The organism is Rubellimicrobium thermophilum DSM 16684 (assembly GCF_000442315.1).
Lineage (GTDB): Bacteria > Pseudomonadota > Alphaproteobacteria > Rhodobacterales > Rhodobacteraceae > Rubellimicrobium > Rubellimicrobium thermophilum.
In genome coordinates this window covers 1-23,304 of sequence record NZ_KE557325.1, presented here as the reverse complement: position 1 = coordinate 23,304, position 23,304 = coordinate 1, and the positions used below count along the sequence as shown (strand labels likewise).

Sequence of the window (23,304 nt, the reverse complement as noted above, 5' to 3'; positions counted from 1 at the left end):
CGGCAATCTGCTCGATTCACCGGAACCCGATGTCGCTGCCGGGTTCCGGCAGTGAGCGTGCAGCTGCTTGGATCGCTCTCGGGCGGCGTGGGTGCCGGACCCGATCAGAGAAACACCGCACGGGGGCAGTTCCCCCGAAGGGAGATCCCCGCGCGGCCACAACAGGATCTGCTGCAAGGCCCGACCCTGGCAGCCTCTCCGCTCCTGCCCGGGACGGCGTGGCAAGGGGTTTCCCGGCCTTGCAGCACAAGCTGGGGACAGAGACGACGAACATGACCCGAACCTTCGCCCTTTCGACCCTCTCCGCCCTGGCGCTGACCGCCGGCGCGGCCCAGGCGCAGGTCTCCTGCCCGATCAAGGTCGGCATCCTGCATTCCCTTTCGGGCAGCATGGCCATCTCCGAGACGACTCTCAAGGACGTCATGCTGATGCTCATCGCGCAGCAGAATGCCAAGGGCGGCCTGCTCGGCTGCGAGATCGAACCTGTCGTCGTGGATCCCGCCTCGGACTGGCCGCTCTTCGCCGAAAAGGCGCGCGAGCTTCTGACCGTGCATGATGTGGCGGTGATCTTCGGCAACTGGACAAGCGTCAGCCGCAAGTCCGTGCTGCCGGTCCTGGAGGAGCTGAACGGTCTCCTCTTCTATCCGGTGCAGTATGAGGGCGAGGAATCCTCGCGCAACGTGTTCTACACGGGCGCTGCGCCCAATCAGCAGGCCATTCCGGCCGTGGACTACTTCCTCGACGAACTCGGGGTCACGAAATTCGCCCTGCTGGGGACGGATTACGTCTATCCTCGCACCACCAACAACATCCTGCAGTCCTATCTGGTCTCACGCGGCATCCCGGAGGAGAATATCTTCGTCAACTACACCCCCTTCGGTCATTCCGACTGGGCCACGATCGTGTCCGATGTGGTCGCCCTCGCGGCCGACGGAGAACAGGTCGGCGTCATCTCGACGATCAACGGCGATGCCAATGTGGGCTTCTACAAGGAGCTGGCGGCGCAGGGGGTGTCGGCCGACGAGATTCCGGTGATCGCCTTCTCGGTCGGCGAGGAGGAGCTTTCGGGTCTCGATACCAGCGATCTGGTCGGCCATCTTGCGGCCTGGAACTACTTCATGTCGGCCGACACACCCGAGAACGAGGCCTTCATCGCCGCCTGGCACGAGTTCATCGGCGATCCGGAGCGCGTGACGAACGACCCGATGGAGGCCCATTACATCGGCTTCAACATGTGGGTGAACGCGGTCACCGAAGCCGGCACCACCGATGTCGATGCCGTGCGCGAGGCGATGTACGGGCAGGAATTCCCCAATCTGACCGGGGGGACGGCGGTGATGCTGCCCAATCATCACCTGACCAAGCCGGTGCTGATCGGAGAGATCCGTGCCGACGGCCAGTTCGACATCGTCTTCCAGACGGAGGAAGTCCCGGGCGACGCCTGGACCGACTATCTGCCCGAATCGGCGGTGCTCGAATCCGATTGGCCGGGGCTGGGCTGCGGCATGTACAACACGCAGACCCAGACCTGCGTGCAGCTCACGTCCAACTACTGACGCAACGGCCGGGGGGGGCACCCCCCCGCGCCTGCCGGAGGACCGGGATGCTCCGCATGATCCGCCTGATGCTTGCCGTTCTGGCAGGCCTTCTGAGCCTGCCGGCCGCGGCGCAGACCCTGCAGGACATCCTGCAGGAGAACCCGGAGGCCATTGCCGAACCCTCGCGCCGCACCGTCGGCGAGACGCTCGACCGGATCCTGGCCTCCAACCTGCCCGAGGTTCCCCTGTTCCTCGAACGCTGGCGCGAACGGGCGGTCTACCGACGGGTCTCGGACGGGCTGTTCTTCTATGCCGAGGAGACGGAGGACGGCTATCTCCTCTTCGACATCTCGACCGGCGCGCCGGCAGGAGGTGCAGGCCGACGGGAGATATCGGCCCTGATCCCCAATGCCGGGGTGCGTGGAGCGATCGCGACGGCGCTGATCGAATTCCAGCTCTCCGATCCCGATCCGGCACGCCGCGCGGCCGCCCTGACCGCCATCACCCGCGACCCGTCGGCCGACCATCTGGACCCGCTGCGCGAGAGCATCGCGGCCGAGACGGATCCGGTCCTGAAGGCCCGCAAGGAGCGGCTGGAACGGATCCTGACGGCCCGCTTCGACGCCGATCCCGCCGCACGGATCGCGGCGATCTCGGCACTCGGCCATGATACGGGTCTCGAATCGCGCTCCGTCCTGAACCAGATCCTCGCGGCCTCGCCCCAGGTGGCGGCCGCGATCCCGGAGGGGGAGAATGTCGCGCGCATCCTCGAACCAGGGGGGGCCGACCTGTCGCGCGAGGCCGCCTATGCCCTGCTCGTGGCCGAGGGGCTTGCTCCGCCCGTGCCGACGGCACAGGACATCCGCAATGCGCTGGTCGCCGCCATCGGCGAGGGGCGCCTGCCGGATCTGGACCCCTCATCCCTGGACAGTGATGCCGCCCGCGCCGCGGCCTATGACCGGCTGGTGGCCGCGGGGAGCGCTCCACCCCGGGTGACGGATGAGGCCATCGATGCCGCCCTGGAGGCTCATGTCTTCTGGCTCGGCTATGCCGAACCGGATCCAGCGGTGACCGAGGCGGCGCGCGCGACCCTCGACCGGAGCCTGACACGGGTGGCCCTCTACCAGACGGCCGATATCGGTCTCGATGCCCTGTCCCTGGCCTCGATCTACTTTCTTGCCGCCATCGGCCTGGCCATCACCTTCGGGGTGATGGGTGTGATCAACATGGCCCATGGCGAGTTCATCATGATCGGCGCCTATACGGCCTATTGCGTGCAACGCGTCATTCCCGACCAGACCCTCTCGCTTGCCGTGGCGCTGCCGCTGGCCTTCGCGGTCGCCTTCGCAGCCGGTGTGGCGATGGAGCGGCTGGTGATCCGCCGCCTCTCTCGCCGCCCGCTCGAGACGCTGCTGGCCACCTTCGGCATCTCCATCGCGCTGCAGCAGATCGCGAAGAACATCTTCGGCACGCAGGCCCGACCGCTCACCGCGCCGTCCTGGCTGTCAGGCTCGCTCACGCTCAACGACGTGGTGTCGATCTCCCATATCCGCATCGCGATCTTCGTTCTCGCGCTGATCTTCCTCGCGCTTCTGCTCGTCGTGCTCCGCCGCAGCCGGCTTGGGCTCGAGATCCGTGCCGTGACACAGAATCCCGGCATGGCGGCCTCCATGGGGATCGACCCCGACCGCATCAACATGCTGACCTTCGGTCTCGGCTCGGGCATCGCGGGCATCGCCGGAGTGGCCATCGGCCTCTATGCCCAGGTCACCTCCGAAATGGGGGCGAACTACATCGTGCAGAGCTTCATGGCCGTCGTTGTCGGCGGGGTGGGCAATGTCTGGGGCACACTGGCCGGGGCGACGCTGATCGGCGGGCTGCAGAAGCTCATCGAATGGTTCAACCCATCCAACACCCTGGCTGCGCAGACCTACATGATCCTCTTCATCATCATCTTCATCCAGTTCCGCCCGCGCGGCATCGTCGCCCTGCGCGGCCGGGCGGCGGGAGTCTGAGGATGCGGCGCCCGCCCCTCATCGCCCGGAACCCCTCCGGTGACCTGGTTCCTGCTGGCGCTCGCGCTGGTCACGCTCGGCGCCACGGTCCTGTCGCAGATGGGCCTTGGCCTGATCTCCACCTCCTTCGTCAAGACGCTGGGCAAGACGCTCTGCCTGTGCCTCGTCGCCGTGGCGATGGATGTGGTCTGGGGCTATTGCGGCATTCTCTCGCTGGGGCACATGGCCTTCTTCGGGATCGGCGGCTACGCGATCGGCCAGTGGCTGATGTATGCCCGGACCGAGATCATCGTCACCGAAAGCCTGCGTCAATCCCCCCTGCCCCCGACGGAGGCCGAGATCGTGGCCGCCGTGGGATCGCAGATCTTCGGTGTCGTCGGTTCTTCCGAATTCCCCTGGATCTGGGCCTTTGCCGACAACCTGCTGCTGCAGCTCCTCATGGTGATGCTGGCGCCGGGGCTTCTGGCGCTGATCTTCGGCTGGCTGGCGTTCCGCTCGCGAGTCACCGGCGTCTATCTGTCGATCCTCACCCAGGCGATGACGCTGGCACTATCGCTCTGGCTGTTCCAGAACGACAGCGGGCTGCGCGGCAACAACGGCCTGTCGGGGCTTCAGAACATCCCTGGCCTCGATCACCTGGGACAGGACCTGCTGTCGGTGCTGTTCCTCTGGGCCTCGGCCCTGGCGCTCGGGGGGGGCTATCTCCTCTTTGCCTTCGTGACCTCGGGCAGGATGGGCTCTGTCATCCGGGCGATCCGCGACGACGAGGCACGGCTGCGCTTCCTCGGCTATCAGACGGAGCATTACAAGCTGTTCGTCTTCACCCTCACGGCCATGGTGAGCGGCTTGGCGGGGGCGCTCTATTATCCGCAGGCCGGCATCATCAATCCGGCCGAACTCGCCCCCATGGCCTCCATCTATCTGGCCGTCTGGGTGGCGATCGGAGGCCGCGGCCGCCTCTACGGGGCGGCGATCGGGGCGGCGCTGGTCTCGCTCCTCTCCTCCTGGTTCACGGGCGGGGGGGCGCCGCCGCTCGATCTGGGCTTCCATGTCATCCACTGGACCGACTGGTGGCTCGTGGTCCTCGGCCTGAGCTTTGTCGCGGTCACGCTGTTCTTTCCCAAGGGCATCGGCGGCCTGTTCGACCTGATTCCCGCCCGCCGGCCCGTGCCCGATCGCCAGGGGGCTTTCGGCCCCGACCGCGGAGCCCGGCGCCGCGAGGAAGGAGTCCCGGAATGAGCGCCCTTCTCGAGGTGTCCGGCATCTCCGTCAGCTTCGACGGGTTCCGCGCCATCAACGACCTCTCCCTCGCCATCGGCGAAAGGGAGCTGCGGGCGATCATCGGGCCGAACGGGGCCGGCAAGACGACCTTCATGGACATCGTCACCGGCAAGACACGTCCCGACAGCGGCCGCGTCCTCTGGGGCGAGCACTTCATCGATCTGGTGGGAATGGACGAAGCCCGCATCGCCCGTGCGGGAATCGGGCGCAAGTTCCAGCGCCCCACCGTGTTCGAGGCCCAGACCGTGGAGGAGAACCTCCATCTGGCCCTGCGCAATCCGCGCGGGCCCTTCGCGGTCCTGTTCTCGCGCCGACGCCCCGAGGACGCGGCGCGCGTCGCCGCCATCGCGACCGAGATCGGCCTGGCGGAGGAGCTGCCCCGTCTGGCCGGAGAGCTGAGCCACGGGCAGAAGCAATGGCTCGAGATCGGGATGCTGCTGGCCCAGGAACCGCGGCTTCTGTTGGTGGACGAACCGGCCGCCGGCATGACCCCGGCCGAACGCGAACACACCACGGCGCTGCTGCGGCGGCTGGCCGAACACCGCGCCGTGGTCGTGGTCGAACACGACATGGAGTTCGTCCGACGCCTCGACTGCCGGGTCACGGTGCTGCACGAGGGCCGCGTCCTCGCCGAAGGCAGTCTTGATCACGTCACCTCCAATCCGGAGGTCATCGACGTCTATCTGGGACGCTAGACCATGCTCGCAGTGCGCGGACTTACGCTGAAATACGGTCAGAGCCGGATCCTGCACGGGATCGATCTCGATGCCGAACCGGGCCGGGTGACGGCGGTGATGGGGATGAACGGGGTCGGCAAGACCAGCCTTCTGAAGGCCATCGCCGGCCGGCATCCCTTCGAATCGGGCAGCATCCGACTCGATGGGCGGGATCTGGGCCGCTATTCCGCCGCGGCTGCGGCACGGGCCGGAATCGGACTGGTGCCGCAGGGACGCGAAATCTTTCCGCTTCTCACCGTGACCGAGAATCTGATGACGGGACTGACCTGCCTGCCGCGGGCCGAGCGTCGCATCCCGGAACGCATCCACGACCTCTTTCCGGTGCTGAAGGCGATGGGGCGCCGCCGCGGCGGCGATCTGTCAGGCGGCCAGCAGCAGCAGCTGGCCATTGCCCGCGCGCTCATCACGCGGCCGCGTGTCCTTCTGCTCGATGAGCCGACGGAGGGCATCCAGCCCAACATCATCAAGCAGATCGGCGCGGTGATCGCCGCCCTGCGGGAGGAAGGGCGGATGGCGATCGTGCTGGTGGAACAGTATTTCGACTTTGCCTTCGGTCTGGCCGATCACTTCGTCGTGCTCAGACGCGGCACGGTCGTCCTGTCCAGGCCGAAGCACGCCGTGACGCGCGAGGCCCTGCTTTCCTGTGTCGTCCCCTGACCGCGGCCGCACCCCCGGGGGATCGGGCAAGGGGCGCGGTCAGGGACGCGGAAAGCGGGACAGCAGCGCCTCGCCCCGGCAGGAGGGATCGGCAGGAGGCTCGGCCTGGGCGATGAAGGGGGTGGGCGGCGGAACACCCGATTCCTCGATCCAGGCGCCCGAGAGACAGAAGTCCTGGGCATAGTTGCCGGCATTGAAGCCGAACCCCCCCTCGCCGCAGTCCGTCGCGGTGCCATCGGCATTCCAGCCCTGATCGAAGGGGCCGGGCACCTCGCCATCGGTGGGGAAACGCCAGCTCTGCGGAAAGTAGCGCAGATACCAGGTGTCGTCAGGCTCGCGCGTCATGGCATCCCAGCTGCCGATCGGGACCCCGTCCCGGTAGCCCGTGATGCGGAAGGCGGTGACGTCGGATTCGGTGATCATCCCGGCCCCGAGAAGGGAATCGGGGAACTCCATGACGCCGGTCATCGAATAGCCATTGGCCCCGCGCCAGCAGAAATGGACCACGGCCGCCGAGGCGGGGCCGGCGGCGAACACCGACAGCAGGAGCGCCGCGCGGATCATTCCTCAAAGTCGCGCAGGACATGGCCTGCAAGATAGAGCGAACCGCAGATCAGCACGCGCCCTGCCCCGGCGGCGACGGCGGCCCGCACGGCCTCATCGACCGAAGGGGATTCTGCGGCACTCAGGCCCGCCGCACGCGCATGGGCGGCGGTCGCCGCAGCGGGCAGCGTGTTGGCCTCTCCGGGGATGGAGACGGCCCAGAGACGGTCCGCGACGGCGGCCAGGGGGCGCATGAAGCCCGCGACATCCTTGGTGTTCAGCATCCCCGTCACGAGATGGGTGGGGCGCGGCGGCAGGCGGCGCAGCGTGGCGGCCAGCGCCGCCCCCGCCGCCGGATTGTGCCCCCCGTCGAGCCAGAGCTCGGCCGGATGGATCATCTGCGCCAGGCGCCCCTTCAGCCGCTGCATCCGCGCCGGCCATTCCGCGCGCGAAACGGCGGCCTCCGCATCGCCCGCGCCCAGAACGCGCAGGGCGGCGACGGCCGTTCCGGCATTGATGATCTGATGGGGGCCCGGAAGATTGGGCAGCGGCAGGTCGAGCAGACCCCGCTCGTCCTGATAGATCAGCCTCCCCCCGCTTTCCTCGGCCACCCATTGTTCGCCCCAGGCATGAAGGGGGGCGCGCTCGGCCTCGGCCTTCGCGGCGATCACGGCCATGGCCTCCGGGTGCTGGCGGGCCACGACGACGGGGACGCCGCGCTTGATGATGCCGGCCTTCTCTCCGGCGATCTTGCCCAGCGTGTCGCCCAGATACTGCTCGTGGTCCATGTCCACCGGGGTGATGACCGACAGGCGCGGGCGCGCGACGACATTGGTCGCATCCAGCCGCCCGCCGAGGCCGACCTCGAGCAGCGTCCAGTCGGCGGGGGTCTCGGCAAAGGCGAGGAAGGCCGCAGCAGTGGTGATCTCGAAGAAGGTGATCGGATCGGGCCCGTTGGCGGCAAGACAGCGGTCGAGCACGGCCGTCAGCGCATCCTCCTCGATCAGGCGGCCGGCGAGGCGGATGCGTTCGTGAAAGCGGGCCAGATGGGGCGAGGTGTAGGCATGGCAGGTCGCGCCGGCCCCCTCGAGCCCGGCGCGGATCATGGCCAGCGTCGAGCCCTTGCCATTGGTGCCGGCGACATGGACCACGGGGGGCAGGCGGGCCTCCGGATGGCCGAGCGCGGCCAGCAGCCGCTCCACCCGGCCCAGCGTCAGATCGATGATCTTGGGGTGGAGCGTCGTCATCCGCTCCAGGATCGCATCGGAGCGGCGGGTCTGCATGGTCATTCCGCGGCCTTCGCCTCGGTCTGCGCGCTGTCGGCCGGCGCCGGCAGATCGCCCCTGACACGGGGGGCTGGCGCAGCAGCAGCCGCAGGATGGCGGCGATCTCGTCCTTGAGCTGGCCGCGCGGCGTCACCCGGTCCAGCATGCCGTGATCGAGCAGGTATTCGGCGCGCTGGAACCCTTCGGGAAGCTTCTCGCGAATCGTCTGTTCGATCACGCGGGGGCCGGCAAAGCAGATCAGTGCGCCGGGTTCGGCGATCTGGACATCGCCCAGCATCGCATAGGAGGCCGTCACCCCCCCCGTGGTGGGATGGGTGAGCACGACGACATAGGGCAGGCCCGCATCCTTGACCGCCTGCAGGGCGACAGTCGTGCGGGGCATCTGCATCAGCGACAGGATCCCCTCCTGCATCCGCGCGCCCCCTGCGGCGGTGAAGAGGATCAGGGGGCGCTTCAGCTCTACCGCGCGCTCGGCGGCAGCGACCACCGCATTGCCGACATAGAGGCCCATCGATCCGGCCATGAAGGCGAAGTCATGGGCCGCGGCGACGACCGGGGTGCGATGGATTTCGCCCTCGGCGACCAGCATCGCCTCCTTCTCGCCGGTGGTCTTGCGCGCCTCCCTGAGGCGATCGACATAACGCTTCTGATCCCGGAACTGGAGCGGGTCGGCGACCGGCTCGGGGACCTTGACCTCGGTGAAGACGCCACCGTCGAACAGCGCCTGGAAGCGGTCGCGGGGCTTGATCGGCATGTGATGGCCGCAATGGGTGCAGACATTGAGATGGGCGGCCAGCTCCCTGTGGAACAGCATCTGCCCGCATTCGTCGCATTTGGTCCAGAGATTCTCGGGAACCTCGCGACGGGAGAAGATCGAGGTGATCCGCGGGCGGACGTAGTTGGTGATCCAGTTCATGGGTGCCCCCCCTGCGATCCTGAAGGCCGGAGATAGGACGGGGGGGGCCGGAATGCAATCGGCGCCGGAAGCGGGGGGGGAGGATGTCGCGGGGCCCCTTGCGTCCTGCGGCCTGCAACTTAGGGTGCCGCGCGACCACGGAAGGGAGCCGCCGCCATGACCATCCGCTTCGACAAGTCGCGCCTGCCGAGCCGCCATGTGACCGAAGGGCCGGCTCGGGCACCGCACCGGAGCTACTTCTATGCCATGGGACTCACCGAGGAGGAGATCCATCAGCCCTGGGTGGGCGTGGCCACCTGCTGGAACGAGGCGGCCCCCTGCAACATCGCCCTCAACCGGCAGGCGCAGGTCGTCAAGCATGGCGTCAAGAAGGCCGGAGGCACCCCGCGCGAATTCACCACCATCACGGTGACCGATGGCATCGCCATGGGGCATGAGGGGATGCGCTCCAGCCTCGCCAGCCGCGACGCCATCGCCGACACGGTAGAGCTGACGATGCGCGGGCACTGCTATGACGCGCTGGTGGGTCTGGCGGGCTGCGACAAGAGCCTGCCGGGCATGATGATGGCGATGGTGCGCCTGAACGTGCCTTCGGTGTTCATCTATGGCGGATCGATCCTGCCCGGCCGCTACGAGGGGCGCGATGTCACCGTGCAGGACGTGTTCGAGGCGGTGGGCCGGCACCAGGCGGGACAGTTCTCCGATGCGGAACTCGCCATCCTCGAGCGTGTCGCCTGCCCCAGTTCCGGGGCCTGCGGGGCGCAGTATACCGCCAACACCATGGCCTGCGTCTCCGAGGCGATCGGGCTGGCACTGCTGAACAGCTCCGGCGCCCCGGCCCCCTACGAGAGCCGCGACCAGTTCTGCGAGGCCTCGGGCGTGGCGGTGATGAAGCTGATCGAGAAGAACATCCGTGCCCGCGACATCGTCACCCGCAAGAGCCTCGAGAACGCCGCGCGCGTGGTCGCCTGCACCGGGGGCAGCACCAATGCCGCGCTGCATCTGCCGGCGATCGCCCATGAGGCCGGGATCGATTTCGATCTCTTCGCCGTCGCCGACATCATGCGCGACACGCCCTATTTCGTGGATCTGCGCCCGGGCGGGAAATATGTCGCCAGGGACCTGCACGAGGTCGGTGGGGTCCCCGTGGTGATTGAAGGAGCTGGCCAAGCTGGGGCTTCTGCATCTCGACTGCCTGACCGCCTCGGGGCGGACGCTGGGCGAGGAACTGGAGGAGATCCGCGGCGAGGCCGATGGCCGGGTGATCCATCCCGCGGCCACCCCCATCGCCCCCACGGGGGGGGTTGTCGGGCTGAAGGGCAATCTCGCCCCGGACGGAGCCATCGTGAAGGTCGCCGGCATGGCGCCGGAGGAACAGGTCTTCACCGGCCCGGCGCGCGTCTTCGAATGCGAAGAGGACGCCTTCGAGGCCGTGAAGAAACGCGCCTACAAGGAGGGCGAGGTGATCGTCATCCGCAACGAGGGCCCGGCTGGCGGCCCCGGCATGCGCGAGATGCTGGCGACCACGGCGGCGCTGTCGGGTCAGGGCATGGGCAAGAAGGTGGCGCTGATCACCGACGGGCGCTTCTCGGGCGCGACGCGGGGCCTCTGTGTCGGTCATGTCGGCCCCGAGGCCGCGCATGGCGGGCCGATCGCGCTGCTCCGCGATGGCGACATGATCACCATCGACGCGATCCGCGGCGAGCTGTCGGTCGCCCTGTCCGAGGAGGAACTGGCCGCCCGGCGCGCCGCCTGGACGGGACCGCGCCCCACGCAATACACCTCGGGCGCCGTGTGGAAATTCGCAAAACTCTGCGGCCCGGCCCGGTATGGCGCGGTGACCCATCCCGGCGCGGCAGGCGAGTCGCACATCTACATGGATCAGTGACACACGCCCCCGCTGCACCGTTTCCTTTTCCTCAACGATTTGGCACGAGGATGGGGGCGAAAGCCGCGGGGGGGGGGACGGATGGCGCGCGGGTCATGGATGCAGGGGGCGTTCGACCGCGCTGTGCTCCGCCGCTGGACGGCGGCTGTCCGCGCCGCGCCGCAGGCAGAGCTGTCCGTCCTGCGCCGCGACCTCGCCCGGGCAGAGGCGCTGCGCCTGCGCCTGGGTGAGCTGATGGCCATCGCGGGCGACCGGCTTGCGCAGCCGCGAATCGGATCGCAGGCCTTCCCGCGCCCCCCCGGAACCGACTGGGCCTGGCGGCCGCGGCTCTGGCGCGGCCCCCTGGCCCGGAAGGGTGAGGCAGGGGTCTTGAACCGCACCCCGATCGGCGAGGAGGCGACCGTCTTCCATGACTGCCCCCTCGGCGAGATCACCCTGCGCCAGATCCGCAACAGCCGAACGGATGATCTGGCCCCCTTCGGTCTGCGCATCGACGTGTTCCGCTTCGACGGATCCTATTTCGCGCTGGCCATCGACCTGCCCCCCTCCGCCTGCGAGGGGCTGAAGCGGCGGCATCTGGTGCGGCTCGACATCCGGCTGGAGATGGAACGGCCCATCGAGATCTTCGCCCGGCTCAACATCCGCCACGGCCCGAATGCCGAACAGCTCGTGCGCGAGCTGCCGCTCCATCAGTTGCCGCCGCAGGGCGGCGAGGTCTGGGTGGAATTCGACCTCGCCTATACGAAGCTCAACGAGAAGCGGCTGGAAAAGATGTGGCTCGACCTGATCTTCGAGGGGCCCCGGATGAACCAGATCACGCTGCGCGACATCACCTTCGCCCGCTATCCGAGGGCCGAGCTGTGAGGGAAGATCCCGACCGCCCCTCCCGTCTCGTTCCCCTGCGCCTCGCGGGCGGGGTCTGGGAAGGTCTGTGGGAGGGGGACTCGGCGCCGCGCCTGCGCGCCACCCATGAGGGGAGGGACCTGCCCGGCCTGTCCGTCACGCGGGCAGAGGGGGGCTGGATCGTGCGCCTGCCCCTGCCGGCGGATGTCATCGCCGATGGCGCGCAGACCGTGATCATCGCCGATGCCGGGACGGGCGAAACGCAGGCGGCCGTCACCCTTCTGGCCGGCGAGGCGCTGGCCAGCGACCTGCGGGCCGAGATCGACCTCCTGCGCGCCGAGCTCGACATGCTCAAGCGCGCCTTCCGCCGCCACTGCCTCGAGACGGACGAGGGCCGCTGAGCCGCGCCGCAGGGCGGGACAGGACGGGGACGGGCGGCGGTCCTCGCCGGCTCAGCGGCGCGCGCCGAAGACGGCACGCCCCACCCGGACATGGGTCGCGCCTTCGGCCACGGCTGTCTCGAAATCCCCGCTCATGCCCATCGACAGCCAGGACAGCCCTTCGCTTTCGGCCATGGCCCGCAGGAGCCGGAAATGCGGGACGGGGTCGGCGCCTTCGGGGGGGATGCACATCAGCCCCTGCACCGGCAGGGACAGCCGGCGCGTCAGGGCCAGCAGCGCCCGCGCCTCTCCCGGGGCGACCCCGGCCTTCTGCGGCTCCTCTCCGGTATTGACCTGCACCAGAAGGTCCGGGCAGGCGCCCCGTTCATCGGCCAGCCGCGCCAGCGTCTCGGCCAGGCGAGGGCGATCGAGGCTGTGGATCGCGGCAAACAGGGCCATGGCCGCGCGTGCCTTGTTGGTCTGAAGCGGCCCGACGAGATGGATCATGATTCCGGGCGTGGCTGCCGTCAGCGGCTCCCAGCGCGCACGGGCCTCCTGCACGCGGTTCTCGCCGAACAGGCGATGGCCGGCCTCCAGAACGGCCCGAACCCGGTCCTCGGGCTGTTCCTTGGAAACGGCGATCAGGGCCACCGAACCGGGGGGGCGGCCTGCCGCCGCCTCGGCCGCCGCAAGACGCGCGCGCACCGCCTCAAGGCCCGATCCGGCCCCCTCTGCCCCCTTGCCCTTCACCGCCGCTTCCGTCATGAGGCCCCTCCACACGACGGCCTTGCCGTCTGCTTCTGCCATGCCATCTGGGTCGGCATCGCGGGCGACTCGTCAAGAGCGCGGCAGCGTTGCAAGACTGTGTGGCCGTGCTGCATCATTTTCATGGCGCCCGCCCCTGTGTCGCAAGGGACGGTTGAATATGCCGCCCTCGAAGCGCAAAGACGGGTCAATGCTAGTCGGACTGGCATTCTCGGGAATGCACAACACGAGGGAAACCATGAAAAGCATCCTTCTGGCCTCGGCCTCGATCGTGGCCTTCGCCGGCGCCGCGATGGCCCAGAGCATCACCTTCGGCGGCTCCGCCGAGCTCGGCTTCAACGACGAAGAAGAAGACGGATTCTTCTACTCGGCCGACCTCGACGTGACCTTCTCCACCACGATCGACAACGGGCTGACCGCCACCGCGACCTTCACCCTGCCGATCGCCAGCGACAACCTCGGCAACACCAGCATCGGTGTCGATGACAACTACGTCCTGTCGCTGGCCTCCGAAGGCTTCGGCGGCCTGTATTTCGGCGACACCTCCTTCGCCGCCGAGAAGCACTGGGATGCCGGCTTTGCCATGGCCTCCGACGGCTTCTCGGAGCAGGACAACGAAACCGTCCTGCGCGGCGACGGCGTGCTGAACGACTGGGAACTGTCGGTGTCCGCCATCATCGCCGATGCCGACAACGACCGCTCGGGCAGCGGCGGTTCGGGCCGTGACTATCTCGACCAGATCTCGATCGGCGGTTCGGGCTCCTTCGGCAACTTCCTGATCGACCTGGCTTATCAGGAAGAGTCCTCCATCGGTGCCGGCCTCGCCTATGGCGATGAGACCGTCGCCACGAGCGCGGGTGTCTACGACTCGAACAACGAGGACTTCAACCCGAACGAGCTGCTCGCCGCGGCTGTGGGGGCCACCTATGGCGGCGCCGACCTGAAGTTCGCCGTCGCCCGCGACAACACCGCGGACACCACCTCCTACGGCGTCCTCGTGCGGTATCCGGTCGGCCCGGTTGCGGTCTACGGCTCCTACACCTTCGAGCCCGACTTCACCGACGACTCCTGGAAGGTCGGGGCCGACTACGAATCCGGCGCCATCACCGCCTCGGTCTACTACGAGAGCGAGATCGGCGTTGAGGACTTCGGGATCGAGGCCGGCTACGCCTACGACGAGAACACCAACATCTATGTCGGCTACATCGACAGCGACGGGGCCTATGCCGGCGCCCGCATCGGGATCGGCTCCAACGCCTATGTCGAAGCCTCCTATGCGGAGTTCACCGACGCCGGCCCGACCGAGTTCCGTCAGGGCACCACGTTCATGGTCGGTCTGACCTTCTGATCCCCATCGGGATCGCGAAACAGGGGGCGGGTCTTCGGACCCGCCCTTTCTTCATGCGCCGTCTTCATGCGCGCCCGGCGGCAGACGGCGCATGGCCCTTGCCGGTGCCGCTGGACAAGCCCGGCCGGCGCAGGCATCACCGGCGCGCCCGTCCTGCGACCGGAGGATCCCGTCCCGATGACAAGCCGCTACGATCCCGCCACCATCGAGGCCCGCTGGCAGGCCGCCTGGGAGGAGGCGCAGATCTTCCGCGCCAAGGCCGATCCGGGACGGCCCAAATGCTATGTGCTGGAGATGTTCCCCTATCCCTCGGGGCGCATCCATATGGGGCATGTGCGCAACTATACGATGGGCGATGTGGTGGCGCGCTACAAGCGGGCAACCGGCCATGCGGTCCTGCATCCGATGGGCTGGGATGCCTTCGGCCTGCCGGCCGAGAATGCGGCCATGGCCTCGGGCGGGCATCCCAAGGACTGGACCCAGGCGAACATCGCCCAGATGCGGGCGCAGATGAAGCCGCTTGGCTTCTCGATCGACTGGAGCCGCGAATTCGCCACCTGCGATCCGGCCTATTACGGTCAGCAGCAGCGTCTGTTCCTCGACATGCTCGAGGCAGGCCTCGTGACGCGGCGGGCGGCGGTGGTGAACTGGGATCCCGTGGAGAACACCGTGCTCGCCAACGAACAGGTCGTGGACGGGCGGGGCTGGCGCTCGGGCGCAGAGGTGGAGCGCCGCGAGCTGACCCAATGGTTCTTCCGCATCTCCGACATGGCGGGCGATCTGCTCGATGCGCTCGACGGGCTCGAGAACTGGCCCGCCAAGGTGCGCCTCATGCAGGCCAACTGGATCGGCCGCTCGCGCGGGCTCGAGATGGACTGGCCCCTGACTGCCCCTGTCCATGGCCATGCCGCGATCCGCGTCTACACGACCCGGCCGGACACCCTCTGGGGGGCCAGCTTCGTCGGCATCTCGCCCGATCACCCGCTGACCCGCGCGCTGGCTGCAGAGGATCCGGCCCTCGCCGCCTTCTGCGAGCTCGCACGCAAGGGCGCGACCACCGAGGAGGCGATCGAGACAGCCGAGAAGCTGGGATACGACACCGGCCTGCGTGTGCGTCATCCGCTCGATCCCGGCCGGGAGCTGCCGGTCTGGGTCGCCAATTTCATCCTCATGGACTACGGCACCGGGGCGATCTTCGGCTGTCCGGCGCATGACGGGCGCGATCTGGACTTTGCGCGCAAATACGGCCTGCCCGTGCTCTCCGTCTTCGAGCCCGAGGAGGCCGCAGGCCATGTCGCGCCCGAGGCCGGCGGCCCCGCCCATATCCCGCCGAAATCGGAGCGGCAGCGCTATCTGCGCCCGGTCGCCGGTGACGCGCATCAGACGGGCGAACAGGCGGTCGAGGCCGCCATCGCCCATTGCGAAGGTCTGGGAATCGGCAAGGGGGTCACGCGCTACCGGCTGCGTGACTGGCTGCTCTCGCGCCAGCGCTACTGGGGCTGCCCGATTCCCGTCATCCATTGCGAAGCCTGTGGCATCGTGCCCGTGCCGCGGGATCAGCTTCCCGTGCTGCTGCCCGACGATGTGACCTTCGACCGGCCCGGCAATCCGCTTGACCGGCACCCGACATGGAAGCATGTCCCCTGCCCCGCCTGCGGGGCGCCGGCCACGCGCGAGACGGACACGATGGATACCTTCGTCGATTCGTCCTGGTATTTCGCGCGCTTCACCGCGCCCCATGCGGCGACACCCACGGATCTCGCCGAGGCCCGCTACTGGATGAATGTGGACCAGTATATCGGCGGCATCGAGCATGCGATCCTGCATCTGCTCTACAGCCGCTTCTTCGCCCGGGCGATGGTGAAGACCGGCCATCTGCCGGAGAGCGCGCGCGAACCCTTCGACGCGCTGTTTACCCAGGGCATGGTCACGCACGAGATCTATCAGACCCGGGATGCCGAAGGCCGCCCCGTCTATCACTTCCCCGAAGAGGTGGAGAATGGCCGCCTCAAAGCCACGGGCGAGCCGGTGGAAATCATCCCCTCGGCCAAGATGTCCAAGTCGAAGAAGAACGTCGTGGACCCCGACGCCATCGTGGCGCGCTATGGCGCGGACACGGCGCGGTGGTTCGTGCTCTCGGACTCGCCCCCGGAGCGCGACGTCGAATGGACAGCCGCCGGGGCCGAGGCCGCGCATCGCCATCTCGCCCGCGTCTGGCGTCTGGCGCAGGAGGCGACGACCTCGGATGCTCCCCCCCATCCGGAGGCCGATGCCGCGCTCGAGAAGGCGCGCCACCGCGCCATCCATGAGGTGACCCTGGGAATCGAGAGCTTCGGCTTCAACACCGCCATCGCCCGTCTCTATGCCTTCACCACCATGATCCAGAAATCCGAGGCCGGGGCCGAGGCACGGCGCCGCGCGCTGCGCACGCTCGCCCAGCTCATGGCGCCGATGACCCCCCATCTGGCCGAAGAGGTCTGGGCGATGCTGGATGGCGAAGGGCTCGTGGCCGCCGCCCCCTGGCCCGAGGCCGATCCCGCCATGCTGGTGGAAGAGACGATGACGCTCCCCGTCCAGGTCAATGGCAAGCGCCGCTGCGAGATCACCGTGCCGCGCGACATCGCCGCGCCCGAGCTGGAACGTCTCGCAGTCGAAGCCGTGGCCAGAACGCTCGATGGCGCGACGCCGCGCAAGGTGATCGTCGTGCCGGGCCGCATCGTGAATGTGGTGGCCTGATGCGCCGGCGGGCGGTCCTGCTGGCGCCCGTCGCACTCGCCGCCTGTGGCTTTGCGCCTGTCTACGGGCCGGGCGGGGATGGCCTCCGCCTGCGGGGGCGCGTCGTGATCGAGGCCCCGCAGACTGAGGACGGCACGCGCCTGCGCCGGGCTCTCGAGGATCGTCTGGGCCCTTCGGCGGGGCCGCTGCGCCTGGCCGTCACCCCCGAGATCGCCACCGAATCGGCCGCCGTGACACGCAGCGGGGCCATCACGCGCTATACCCTGGCAGGCCGCACCCTCTGGCGCCTGTCCGAAGGGGACCGTCTTCTGGCTGAGGGAGAGACCGGCGGCACGGCCAGCTATTCCGCCACCGGATCGACCGTGGCCGTCGATGCCGCGGCTCGGGATGCGCGCGAAAGGCTGATGCAGACCATGGCCGATGCGGTTCTCCGGCGCCTTCTGCTCCTGGATCTGGCGTGAAGCTCTCCTCGCGTGAGGCCCGGGCCTTCCTGCGCGCCCCCCGCCCGGGGATCGCCGCCGCCCTGATCACGGGAGAGGACGCCGCGCGGGTGGCCCTTGCCCGGGGGGATCTCGTGGCGGCCTGGGCCGGTCCGGGGGCCGAGGCCGAGATGCGCATCGACCGTCTGGCCGCGGCCGAGATCCGTCGCAATCCCGCGCTTCTGCCGGATGCCGTGAAGGCACGCGGCTTCTTTCCCGGCACCCGTGTCGTGGTGCTGGACGAGGCGACCGATGGCCTTGCCCCTGCCCTGCAGACCGCGCTGGAGGGATGGTCAGCGGGCGATGCGCATCTGGTCGTGGCGGGGGCGGGGCTGCCTGCGCGCGGGGCGCTCCGCCGGCTCTTCGAGGCGGCCCGGCATGCGGTCGTCATCGCGCTTTATGACGATCCGCCCGACCCGGCCGAGATCGAGGCCCTGCTGCGCGAGGCGGATCTGCACCCCGATCCGGAGGCATATGAGGCGATCCTTGCCGCAGCCCAATCCCTGCCCCCCGGCGAATTCCGCGGCCTCCTGGAGAAGCTGTCGCTGTATCAGTCCGCAGGGACGGAACCGCTGACCGCCGAAGCTGTTGCCGCGCTGGCCCCCGCCACAGGCGAGGCCGGGATGGAGGATCTTCTGCTCGCCCTGTCGGAAGGGCGGAAGGACCGGGTGCCGACGCTGCTTGCGCGGCTTTCGGCTCGAGGGGGTGCACCGGTGGCGGTGGCCATCGCGCTGGCCCGCCATTGGCGGGCGGCGCTGCTGGTCAAGGCCGCGAGGCGGCGGCGAGGCCGGGCTTGCCGCCCTGCGTCCCCCGGCAGGGGGGATCCGGCGTCAGGCGATCCAGCGCGCTGCGGCCTGGCCGCGCGAAGCGCTGGAGGAGGCGCTGCGGCTGACCGTGGATCTCGATCTCGGGCTGCGCGGCGGATCCATGGCGCCGCCGGCGGCCTTGCTGGAGCGGATGCTGCTCAGGCAGGCGGCGCTGCGCGGTCGCTGATCCCCGGGCTCCCATGACGAGAAGGGCCCGCCGCCCGGAACAGGGCAGACGGGCCCGGAACCTTCCCGAAGGGGGGAATTATTCAGCAGGGGTATCGTCTTCGCTGTCGGAGTCGTTCGCGACGGCGAGGGCGATCAGACCGCCGAGCAGGACGATCGGCAGGACCACGCCCCAGGTGGAGCGGGGGGCCGGCGGCGGCTCGACGACCACGGTCGGGGGCTCGACCGGCACGACCGGGGCGAAGCCACCGGCAAGGACAGGGCCCGCAGCAGCCGCAAGAGCGGCAGCGAGGGCGAGGGGCTTCGTGAAGCGCATGGAATTCACTCCTGTTGTCTGGCGCACGGCCGGGGCCGTCAGGGGCATCATGACGCAGCTTCCATCATGAAACAAGACAGGCCATCAGGCCTGTCTTGCCGATTGTGACGGGGATGTGCCGTGACGCAGCATCCGCCGGCCGATCACATGGCCGGCGTGTCGTCTTCGCTGTCGGAGTCGTTCGCGACGGCGAGGGCGATCAGACCGCCGAGCAGGACGATCGGCAGGACCACCCCCCAGGTGGAGCGGGGCGCCTCGGGCTCGACGACGACGGTCGGCGCGGGCTCCGGCACGGCGGGGGCAAAGCCGCCGGCGATGGCCTGACCGGCGACGGTGGCCGCGGCGACAGCAAGGACGAGGGACTTCAGGATGCGCATGTTCCTACTCCGTTTGGATACAAAGCGTTGAGCTTCGTGTAGTGGCATTGTTCCGCGTAAACAAGCGCGATGCACGGGGGTGCCAAGCCTCTGCCGCAATCAAAGTCGGCTGGCGCGCAAATATGCAACAGTCGGCGAGACATACTGCCTCGATGCCACGATCTCTCCGCGCGTGTCGAGCCAGTAGATGTTGTCGAACACGATTCGTTCGCCGCGGCAGTTCTCGTCGAGGCGCCGCAGGCTAGCCTCGCGCAGGCCGAGATTGAGCGTCTCGGTTCCGGCCGGGGTGACGGTGCAGGTGAAGCGGCTGGTGACAATCCGGTCCTGCGAATCGAGCGTCTCGACGGTTCGCGTCAGCGTCCCGCCCCCGGCGCGCAGGATGGGCAGCAGGCCCGGCGCGTCGATCGTCAGCAGATCGTCGCCGAAGCCGCGTGTCGCGGTCAGCACGCCCTGATCGAAGGCGGCCGTCGGACCGGACTGGAGGGCGATGGTGATCTCCTCGCCATTGTCCTGGATGACGCGACCCAGCTCGTTCAGGCCCAGCGCATTGATCTGGATGATGCGATAGGCGGAGGGATCGGCGGCGACGGCCTCCGGGGTGAAGGCGCCGGGGATGAGGGCGCCCGGCCCGGATCCGGCGCTCTCGGGATCGCTGCCGAAGATCAGGTTTGCCGCGGCATTGACGGCGCCGAGAACGCGCCCCTCGGCTTCCGGAGCGCCGGCGGGGTCCGCCCTGCCGGCGTTTCCGGCCGCCCCTCCCCGGTCGCATCCTGCCAGCAGTCCGGCCCCCAGCATGGCCGCAAGAATCGCGCATCTCATCGCCAGAACCGTCCCCATGTATCCTCGAGATCCGCATAGCGGCCGCCGCGCACCACGTCATAGAGCCGCCCCTCGACCGACAGCCTTGCACCGCCGTCGCGGTTGAGCGAACGCAGCGTCGTGTCGATGCCGCGCCGCGTGGGCCGGCCCAGGGCAAAGTCGAGGGGAACGGACAGACGGATCCCCTTGTCGAAGGACCCTTCGCCGAAATCCTCGAAGGGCATGTCGGTCAGGGTGAAATAGCCGCCCACGCGCCAGCCGTTCTCGAACTCGCGATCCAGGGCGAAGGTCGCCCCCCAGTCCCCCGCGAGATAGCGTCCGGCATCGACCTGCAGGTGAAAGCCGTTGCCCATGTCGTAATAGACCGAGGCATGGCCCGTGACGGTCTCGTAGTCACGCAATCCGAAGGGGGAATCGTAATCGCGCTGGACGGCATAGTTGATCTCTGCCCCCAAAGCCAGGCGCGAGGCGACCGGCGCCCAGAGCAGTTCGCCCGAGACGCCGGCATACATCCGTTCGAGATAGCCGACCGTCACGCGGCCATAGAGATCGCGGCCGGGGCGCGAGAAATGTGCGAGGGTGAGATCGGTCAGGACGGGAAAGTCCTGCACATACTGGCCGGCATTGCGCCGCACCACGGGAACGCCGTTGACCGGTTCGGGCTCCTCCCCGGCCGATCCGCTGCCGATCAGGCGCTGCCGCACCGCCCCCGAGAGCACGAGATCGGGCGCCAGGCGCCAGCTGGCCGACAGCTCCACCCCGGCATTGAGCTGCAGGGGGCTCTCCTCGTCGAACAGCAGCAGACCGGCATAGGGGCGGATCCCCCAGTCGAAGGGATCGCGCGCCGGCGGCAGCGGCGTCAGACCGGCAGAGGGGCCCGCATCCTCGAACTGCGCGCGGGCGAGCGTCTGGGCCGTGCCGCCCACCTCGTTCTCGAGCGCCTCCAGATCGCTGCGCGCGAAGGTCACGGCCGAAAGGGGGATGCCGCGCTGCATCGGCTCGAGCGTGAGCCGCTCGACCGAAGGGGGCAGCTCGCGCGTGAGGATGCGGGCCACGCGCCCCATGGCCTGCGCCTCGGACCGCCAGCGGGTATTGGTATAGCGCAGCCTTGCGGAATGGTCGTCGATCCCCAGCGCCATCAGCTCGATCCCTTCGGCCAGCAGCGCGCTGCGCAGCCGTTCGCGCAGGGTCTCCTCGGGGAGGGCAGTGCGGTCCCAGCTCTGCGCGGCGGCGCGGGCATCGCGCACCGCCACGGGAAGCGGCGCGGGATCGAGCCCCGCCCCGAAGGGGCGGTTGTTGGGGTTCACGGCGATCGTGGCGCCCAGGGCGATCTGGCTGCCGTAGAGATAGCCCAGATTGAGATCGAGCCCCGGAAAGGGCGTCCAGGCGAGACCGAAATTGAGGGGCGAGCGGCGATCGAACAGCGGCTCTCCCGCGGCGGTCTCATAGGCGTCGTCCGAGGAATATTCGGCCTTCAGGATCAGCCGGTCGGTGGGTGCCCATTCGATCCCCCCCGAAGACTGCCGCATCGCCGCGGAACCAGGATTCCGTTGTCGGAACGCCGCCGGTCTCGCCGGGCTCGAAAGGGTCGGGGCGGGTCTCGAAACTCTCGTCGATCGCGCCGAGGGGGTTGGTGAACCCGTTATAGCTGCCCAACCGGCCCCAGCCGAGGCCCAGCGTCACCCGGAAGGCGTCGCCGATGGTCTTGGTGGCCACCACATATTCGGCCGAATGGATGCCGGTGCCCAGAAAGTCCTGCAGCCCCACGGCGATCTGGGGCCTGATCGCCCCTTCGTCCGTGAAGCGGTAGCGGAGGTCGAAGCTGCGGTCCCACAGCATGTCGTCGGGGCCTTCGTAATCCTCGATCCCGGCATAGCGGAAGGTGGCGGACAGGCGCGGCGTGACCTGGAAGGTGAAGGAATTGCGGAGCTGGCCGCCGAACCAGCCGACGGTGCCGGCCAGTTCCCCGTCTGCGGCGCTGATCGCCGAGGGCATCTCGAGAAGGCCGGGCGTGCCGTAGAAGGTATAGCTCACCCCGTCCTGGGCGACGGCCGGTCCCGGCAGGTCCGGGCCCGCGACCAGCGCGAACACGCTTGCGGCGGCGGCAAGGCGGAGAAGGGGACGGGCCATCGGTCTCTCCTGCGCGTGGATGAGATCACCTAAGCCCAAGCCGGCCGGGAAGGAAAGCCGCTGCGGGGGCGGATGGTCGCTTTTCGCCGACCGGATGCGCCGGGCGGCGTCAGATCCGCCTTGCGAGCCGGGCCGCCGCGGCTTGCCCGGCCAGGCGCCCCGTGGCCAGACAGGCGGTCAGCAGATAGCCACCCGTGGGCGCCTCCCAGTCCAGCATCTCGCCGGCGGCAAAGACGCCGGGCCGGTCGCGCAGCATCAGATCGTCCGTCAGCGCGTCAAAGCGCAACCCGCCCGCGGTCGAGATCGCCTCATCGAGCGGGCGCGGCCCGTCATGGCGCACGGGCAGATGCTTGAGCAGCGGGGCGAGGTCGTCCGGCAGCCGCCCGCGGCCGTCCCGTCCCCATTCGTGCAGCAGCGCCGCGCGCACGCCCGAAAGGCCCAGCCGCTTGCGCAGCCGGTTGGGCAGGCTCTCCCGCCGGTCCCCGCCCGCCAGGCGGCTGCGCAGCCAGTCCTCGGAGCGGTCGGGAAAGAGGTCGAGCCTCAGCGCCGCGCCTTCGCGCAAGGGACGCGAAAGGGGGTAGAGGCCGCCCCCCTCCAGCCCCCGGGCCGATACGACCACCTCCCCGCGGGACAGGATTCCCCCTGCCGACCAGGCCGCCGCCTTGACCGGGGCGCCGGCATGGCGGGCCATGGCGTCGGACCAGCTCACGGCAAGGCCCATATTGGCCGGGGCGAAGGGCGCCACGAGGCCGGGCAGAGCCGCCGCCCAGGCGCCGTCCGAACCGAGCCGGCGCCAGCTTGCCCCCCCCAGGGCGAGGACCGCCGCCCCCGCCTCGACCAGCCGCGGCCCATCGGGCGTCTCGAAGCGGTGCGCCTCGCCGTCCCAGCCCGTCCAGCGCCAGCGCAGCACGAGGCGCACCCCGCCGGCGGCCAGCCGCTTCAGCCAGGCGCGCAGCAGCGGCGAGGCCTTCCACGCCTCCGGGAAGACGCGCCCGGTGGACCCGATGACAAGCCGCTGACCCAGCCCCTCGGCCCAGGCCATCGCCTCGCCGGGGCCGAAGGCGCGCAGCGCCGCCTCGAGCGCCGGCGGCAGGGGTGTGCCATAGGCGGCACGGAAGGCCTCCGGCTCCTCGGCCTTGGTGAGGTTCAAGCCGGACTTGCCCGCCATCAGCAGCTTGCGCGCAGGCGAAGGCATGGCTTCGGCCAGCAGGACGGGATGACCGGCAGCGGCGATCGTCTCGGCCGCCATGAGCCCCGC

Annotated in this window: 20 protein-coding genes and 2 pseudogenes; 12 read left to right on the top strand and 10 right to left on the bottom strand. The window is 69.1% G+C overall.

Annotation, left to right across the window (positions count from 1 at the left end; genetic code table 11):
* Nucleotides 1-272: 272 nt before the first annotated feature.
* Genes urtA through urtE form a run of 5 tightly spaced genes read left to right on the top strand, consistent with a single transcriptional unit; the run spans nt 273 to nt 6,228 of the window.
* Nucleotides 273-1,556 (top strand): urea ABC transporter substrate-binding protein, encoded by a 1,284-nt coding sequence (gene urtA / locus RUTHE_RS14350; protein ID WP_021099206.1) that lies wholly within the window; start codon nt 273-275, stop codon nt 1,554-1,556.
* 56 nt (nt 1,557-1,612) lie between these two features.
* Nucleotides 1,613-3,553, top strand: a complete 1,941-nt coding sequence (gene urtB / locus RUTHE_RS14345) for an urea ABC transporter permease subunit UrtB (RefSeq protein WP_040646035.1) — start codon at nt 1,613-1,615, stop codon at nt 3,551-3,553.
* Between the two features lie 39 nt (nt 3,554-3,592).
* Nucleotides 3,593-4,792: an urea ABC transporter permease subunit UrtC gene (gene urtC, locus RUTHE_RS14340; protein ID WP_021099204.1), complete on the top strand. Its 1,200-nt coding sequence runs from the start codon at nt 3,593-3,595 to the stop codon at nt 4,790-4,792.
* On the top strand, nt 4,789-5,529 hold the full coding sequence (gene urtD, locus RUTHE_RS14335) for an urea ABC transporter ATP-binding protein UrtD (protein WP_021099203.1): 741 nt from the start codon (nt 4,789-4,791) through the stop codon (nt 5,527-5,529). Before urtC ends, urtD begins: the two co-directional genes overlap by 4 nt.
* A 3-nt stretch (nt 5,530-5,532) precedes the next feature.
* Entirely contained in the window at nt 5,533-6,228 is a 696-nt protein-coding gene (urtE, locus tag RUTHE_RS14330) for an urea ABC transporter ATP-binding subunit UrtE (protein WP_021099202.1), read from the top strand.
* Between the two features lie 39 nt (nt 6,229-6,267).
* Here urtE and RUTHE_RS14325 read toward each other — a convergent pair whose 3' ends face one another.
* The 3 genes and pseudogenes from RUTHE_RS14325 to accD form a co-directional block, all read right to left on the bottom strand.
* Nucleotides 6,268-6,792: a hypothetical protein gene (locus RUTHE_RS14325; protein ID WP_021099201.1), complete on the bottom strand. Its 525-nt coding sequence runs from the start codon at nt 6,790-6,792 to the stop codon at nt 6,268-6,270.
* Entirely contained in the window at nt 6,789-8,054 is a 1,266-nt protein-coding gene (locus RUTHE_RS14320; RefSeq protein ID WP_021099200.1) for a bifunctional folylpolyglutamate synthase/dihydrofolate synthase, read from the bottom strand. The genes RUTHE_RS14325 and RUTHE_RS14320 overlap by 4 nt, the downstream gene beginning before the upstream one ends.
* Nucleotides 8,055-8,056: 2 nt before the next feature.
* A pseudogene (accD, locus tag RUTHE_RS16290) lies at nt 8,057-8,973 on the bottom strand (acetyl-CoA carboxylase, carboxyltransferase subunit beta).
* 156 nt (nt 8,974-9,129) lie between these two features.
* On the opposite strand from accD, the pseudogene ilvD reads away from it, so the two are divergent.
* The 3 genes and pseudogenes from ilvD (at nt 9,130) to RUTHE_RS14300 (ending at nt 12,105) form a co-directional block, all read left to right on the top strand.
* Nucleotides 9,130-10,861: pseudogene (gene ilvD / locus RUTHE_RS14310) on the top strand (dihydroxy-acid dehydratase).
* Nucleotides 10,862-10,960: 99 nt separating this feature from the next.
* Nucleotides 10,961-11,725, top strand: coding sequence for a DUF6478 family protein (locus RUTHE_RS14305; protein WP_040646008.1), 765 nt, complete (start codon nt 10,961-10,963; stop codon nt 11,723-11,725).
* Nucleotides 11,722-12,105: a hypothetical protein gene (locus tag RUTHE_RS14300; protein ID WP_021099196.1), complete on the top strand. Its 384-nt coding sequence runs from the start codon at nt 11,722-11,724 to the stop codon at nt 12,103-12,105. The genes RUTHE_RS14305 and RUTHE_RS14300 overlap by 4 nt, the downstream gene beginning before the upstream one ends.
* Nucleotides 12,106-12,156: 51 nt before the next feature.
* Here RUTHE_RS14300 and RUTHE_RS14295 read toward each other — a convergent pair whose 3' ends face one another.
* Nucleotides 12,157-12,849, bottom strand: coding sequence for a YggS family pyridoxal phosphate-dependent enzyme (locus tag RUTHE_RS14295; protein ID WP_021099195.1), 693 nt, complete (start codon nt 12,847-12,849; stop codon nt 12,157-12,159).
* 238 nt (nt 12,850-13,087) lie between these two features.
* On the opposite strand from RUTHE_RS14295, the gene RUTHE_RS14290 reads away from it, so the two are divergent.
* The 4 genes from RUTHE_RS14290 to RUTHE_RS14275 all read left to right on the top strand — a co-directional run bounded on the left by RUTHE_RS14290 (nt 13,088) and on the right by RUTHE_RS14275 (nt 18,422).
* The gene (locus RUTHE_RS14290) at nt 13,088-14,197 is read left to right on the top strand and encodes a porin (protein WP_021099194.1); all 1,110 of its coding nucleotides are present in this window, start codon (nt 13,088-13,090) and stop codon (nt 14,195-14,197) included.
* Nucleotides 14,198-14,374: 177 nt separating this feature from the next.
* Nucleotides 14,375-16,933 carry a leucine--tRNA ligase gene (gene leuS, locus RUTHE_RS14285; protein ID WP_021099193.1) on the top strand — a complete coding sequence of 853 codons (2,559 nt, stop codon included), beginning with the start codon at nt 14,375-14,377 and terminating at the stop codon, nt 16,931-16,933.
* Nucleotides 16,933-17,394: an LPS assembly lipoprotein LptE gene (lptE, locus tag RUTHE_RS14280; protein WP_021099192.1), complete on the top strand. Its 462-nt coding sequence runs from the start codon at nt 16,933-16,935 to the stop codon at nt 17,392-17,394. The genes leuS and lptE overlap by 1 nt, the downstream gene beginning before the upstream one ends.
* Nucleotides 17,391-18,422 carry a DNA polymerase III subunit delta gene (locus RUTHE_RS14275; protein WP_021099191.1) on the top strand — a complete coding sequence of 344 codons (1,032 nt, stop codon included), beginning with the start codon at nt 17,391-17,393 and terminating at the stop codon, nt 18,420-18,422. Before lptE ends, RUTHE_RS14275 begins: the two co-directional genes overlap by 4 nt.
* Before the next feature lie 61 nt (nt 18,423-18,483).
* Here RUTHE_RS14275 and RUTHE_RS14270 read toward each other — a convergent pair whose 3' ends face one another.
* The 6 genes from RUTHE_RS14270 to RUTHE_RS14250 form a co-directional block, all read right to left on the bottom strand.
* A complete protein-coding gene (locus RUTHE_RS14270; RefSeq protein ID WP_021099190.1) occupies nt 18,484-18,720 on the bottom strand; it encodes a hypothetical protein in 237 nt (78 codons plus the stop codon).
* Nucleotides 18,721-18,863: 143 nt separating this feature from the next.
* On the bottom strand, nt 18,864-19,097 hold the full coding sequence (locus RUTHE_RS14265) for a hypothetical protein (protein ID WP_021099189.1): 234 nt from the start codon (nt 19,095-19,097) through the stop codon (nt 18,864-18,866).
* 99 nt (nt 19,098-19,196) lie between these two features.
* Complete coding sequence (locus tag RUTHE_RS14260; protein ID WP_211217770.1) at nt 19,197-19,892, bottom strand: YjbF family lipoprotein; 696 nt, start codon at nt 19,890-19,892, stop codon at nt 19,197-19,199.
* Between the two features lie 20 nt (nt 19,893-19,912).
* Nucleotides 19,913-21,445 (bottom strand): YjbH domain-containing protein, encoded by a 1,533-nt coding sequence (locus RUTHE_RS14255; protein ID WP_281167477.1) that lies wholly within the window; start codon nt 21,443-21,445, stop codon nt 19,913-19,915.
* Complete coding sequence (locus RUTHE_RS18095; protein WP_021099186.1) at nt 21,360-22,046, bottom strand: YjbH domain-containing protein; 687 nt, start codon at nt 22,044-22,046, stop codon at nt 21,360-21,362. The genes RUTHE_RS14255 and RUTHE_RS18095 overlap by 86 nt, the downstream gene beginning before the upstream one ends.
* Before the next feature lie 109 nt (nt 22,047-22,155).
* On the bottom strand, nt 22,156-23,304 hold a 1,149-nt coding region (locus tag RUTHE_RS14250), incomplete at its 5' end, for a TIGR03862 family flavoprotein (RefSeq protein WP_021099185.1).

Bases quoted from the DNA above. Each gene is read 5' to 3' on its own strand.
- urtA (WP_021099206.1), top strand. From the start codon at position 273: ATGACCCGAACCTTCGCCCTTTCGACCCTCTCCGCCCTGGCGCTGACC.
- urtB (WP_040646035.1), top strand. From the start codon at position 1,613: ATGATCCGCCTGATGCTTGCCGTTCTGGCAGGCCTTCTGAGCCTGCCG.
- urtD (WP_021099203.1), top strand. From the start codon at position 4,789: ATGAGCGCCCTTCTCGAGGTGTCCGGCATCTCCGTCAGCTTCGACGGG.
- urtE (WP_021099202.1), top strand. From the start codon at position 5,533: ATGCTCGCAGTGCGCGGACTTACGCTGAAATACGGTCAGAGCCGGATC.
- RUTHE_RS14325 (WP_021099201.1), bottom strand. From the start codon at position 6,792: ATGATCCGCGCGGCGCTCCTGCTGTCGGTGTTCGCCGCCGGCCCCGCC.
- RUTHE_RS14320 (WP_021099200.1), bottom strand. From the start codon at position 8,054: ATGCAGACCCGCCGCTCCGATGCGATCCTGGAGCGGATGACGACGCTC.
- RUTHE_RS14305 (WP_040646008.1), top strand. From the start codon at position 10,961: ATGCAGGGGGCGTTCGACCGCGCTGTGCTCCGCCGCTGGACGGCGGCT.
- RUTHE_RS14295 (WP_021099195.1), bottom strand. From the start codon at position 12,849: ATGACGGAAGCGGCGGTGAAGGGCAAGGGGGCAGAGGGGGCCGGATCG.
- RUTHE_RS14290 (WP_021099194.1), top strand. From the start codon at position 13,088: ATGAAAAGCATCCTTCTGGCCTCGGCCTCGATCGTGGCCTTCGCCGGC.
- leuS (WP_021099193.1), top strand. From the start codon at position 14,375: ATGACAAGCCGCTACGATCCCGCCACCATCGAGGCCCGCTGGCAGGCC.
- lptE (WP_021099192.1), top strand. From the start codon at position 16,933: ATGCGCCGGCGGGCGGTCCTGCTGGCGCCCGTCGCACTCGCCGCCTGT.
- RUTHE_RS14270 (WP_021099190.1), bottom strand. From the start codon at position 18,720: ATGCGCTTCACGAAGCCCCTCGCCCTCGCTGCCGCTCTTGCGGCTGCT.
- RUTHE_RS14265 (WP_021099189.1), bottom strand. From the start codon at position 19,097: ATGCGCATCCTGAAGTCCCTCGTCCTTGCTGTCGCCGCGGCCACCGTC.
- RUTHE_RS14260 (WP_211217770.1), bottom strand. From the start codon at position 19,892: ATGCTGGGGGCCGGACTGCTGGCAGGATGCGACCGGGGAGGGGCGGCC.
- RUTHE_RS14255 (WP_281167477.1), bottom strand. From the start codon at position 21,445: ATGCGGCAGTCTTCGGGGGGGATCGAATGGGCACCCACCGACCGGCTG.
- RUTHE_RS18095 (WP_021099186.1), bottom strand. From the start codon at position 22,046: ATGGCCCGTCCCCTTCTCCGCCTTGCCGCCGCCGCAAGCGTGTTCGCG.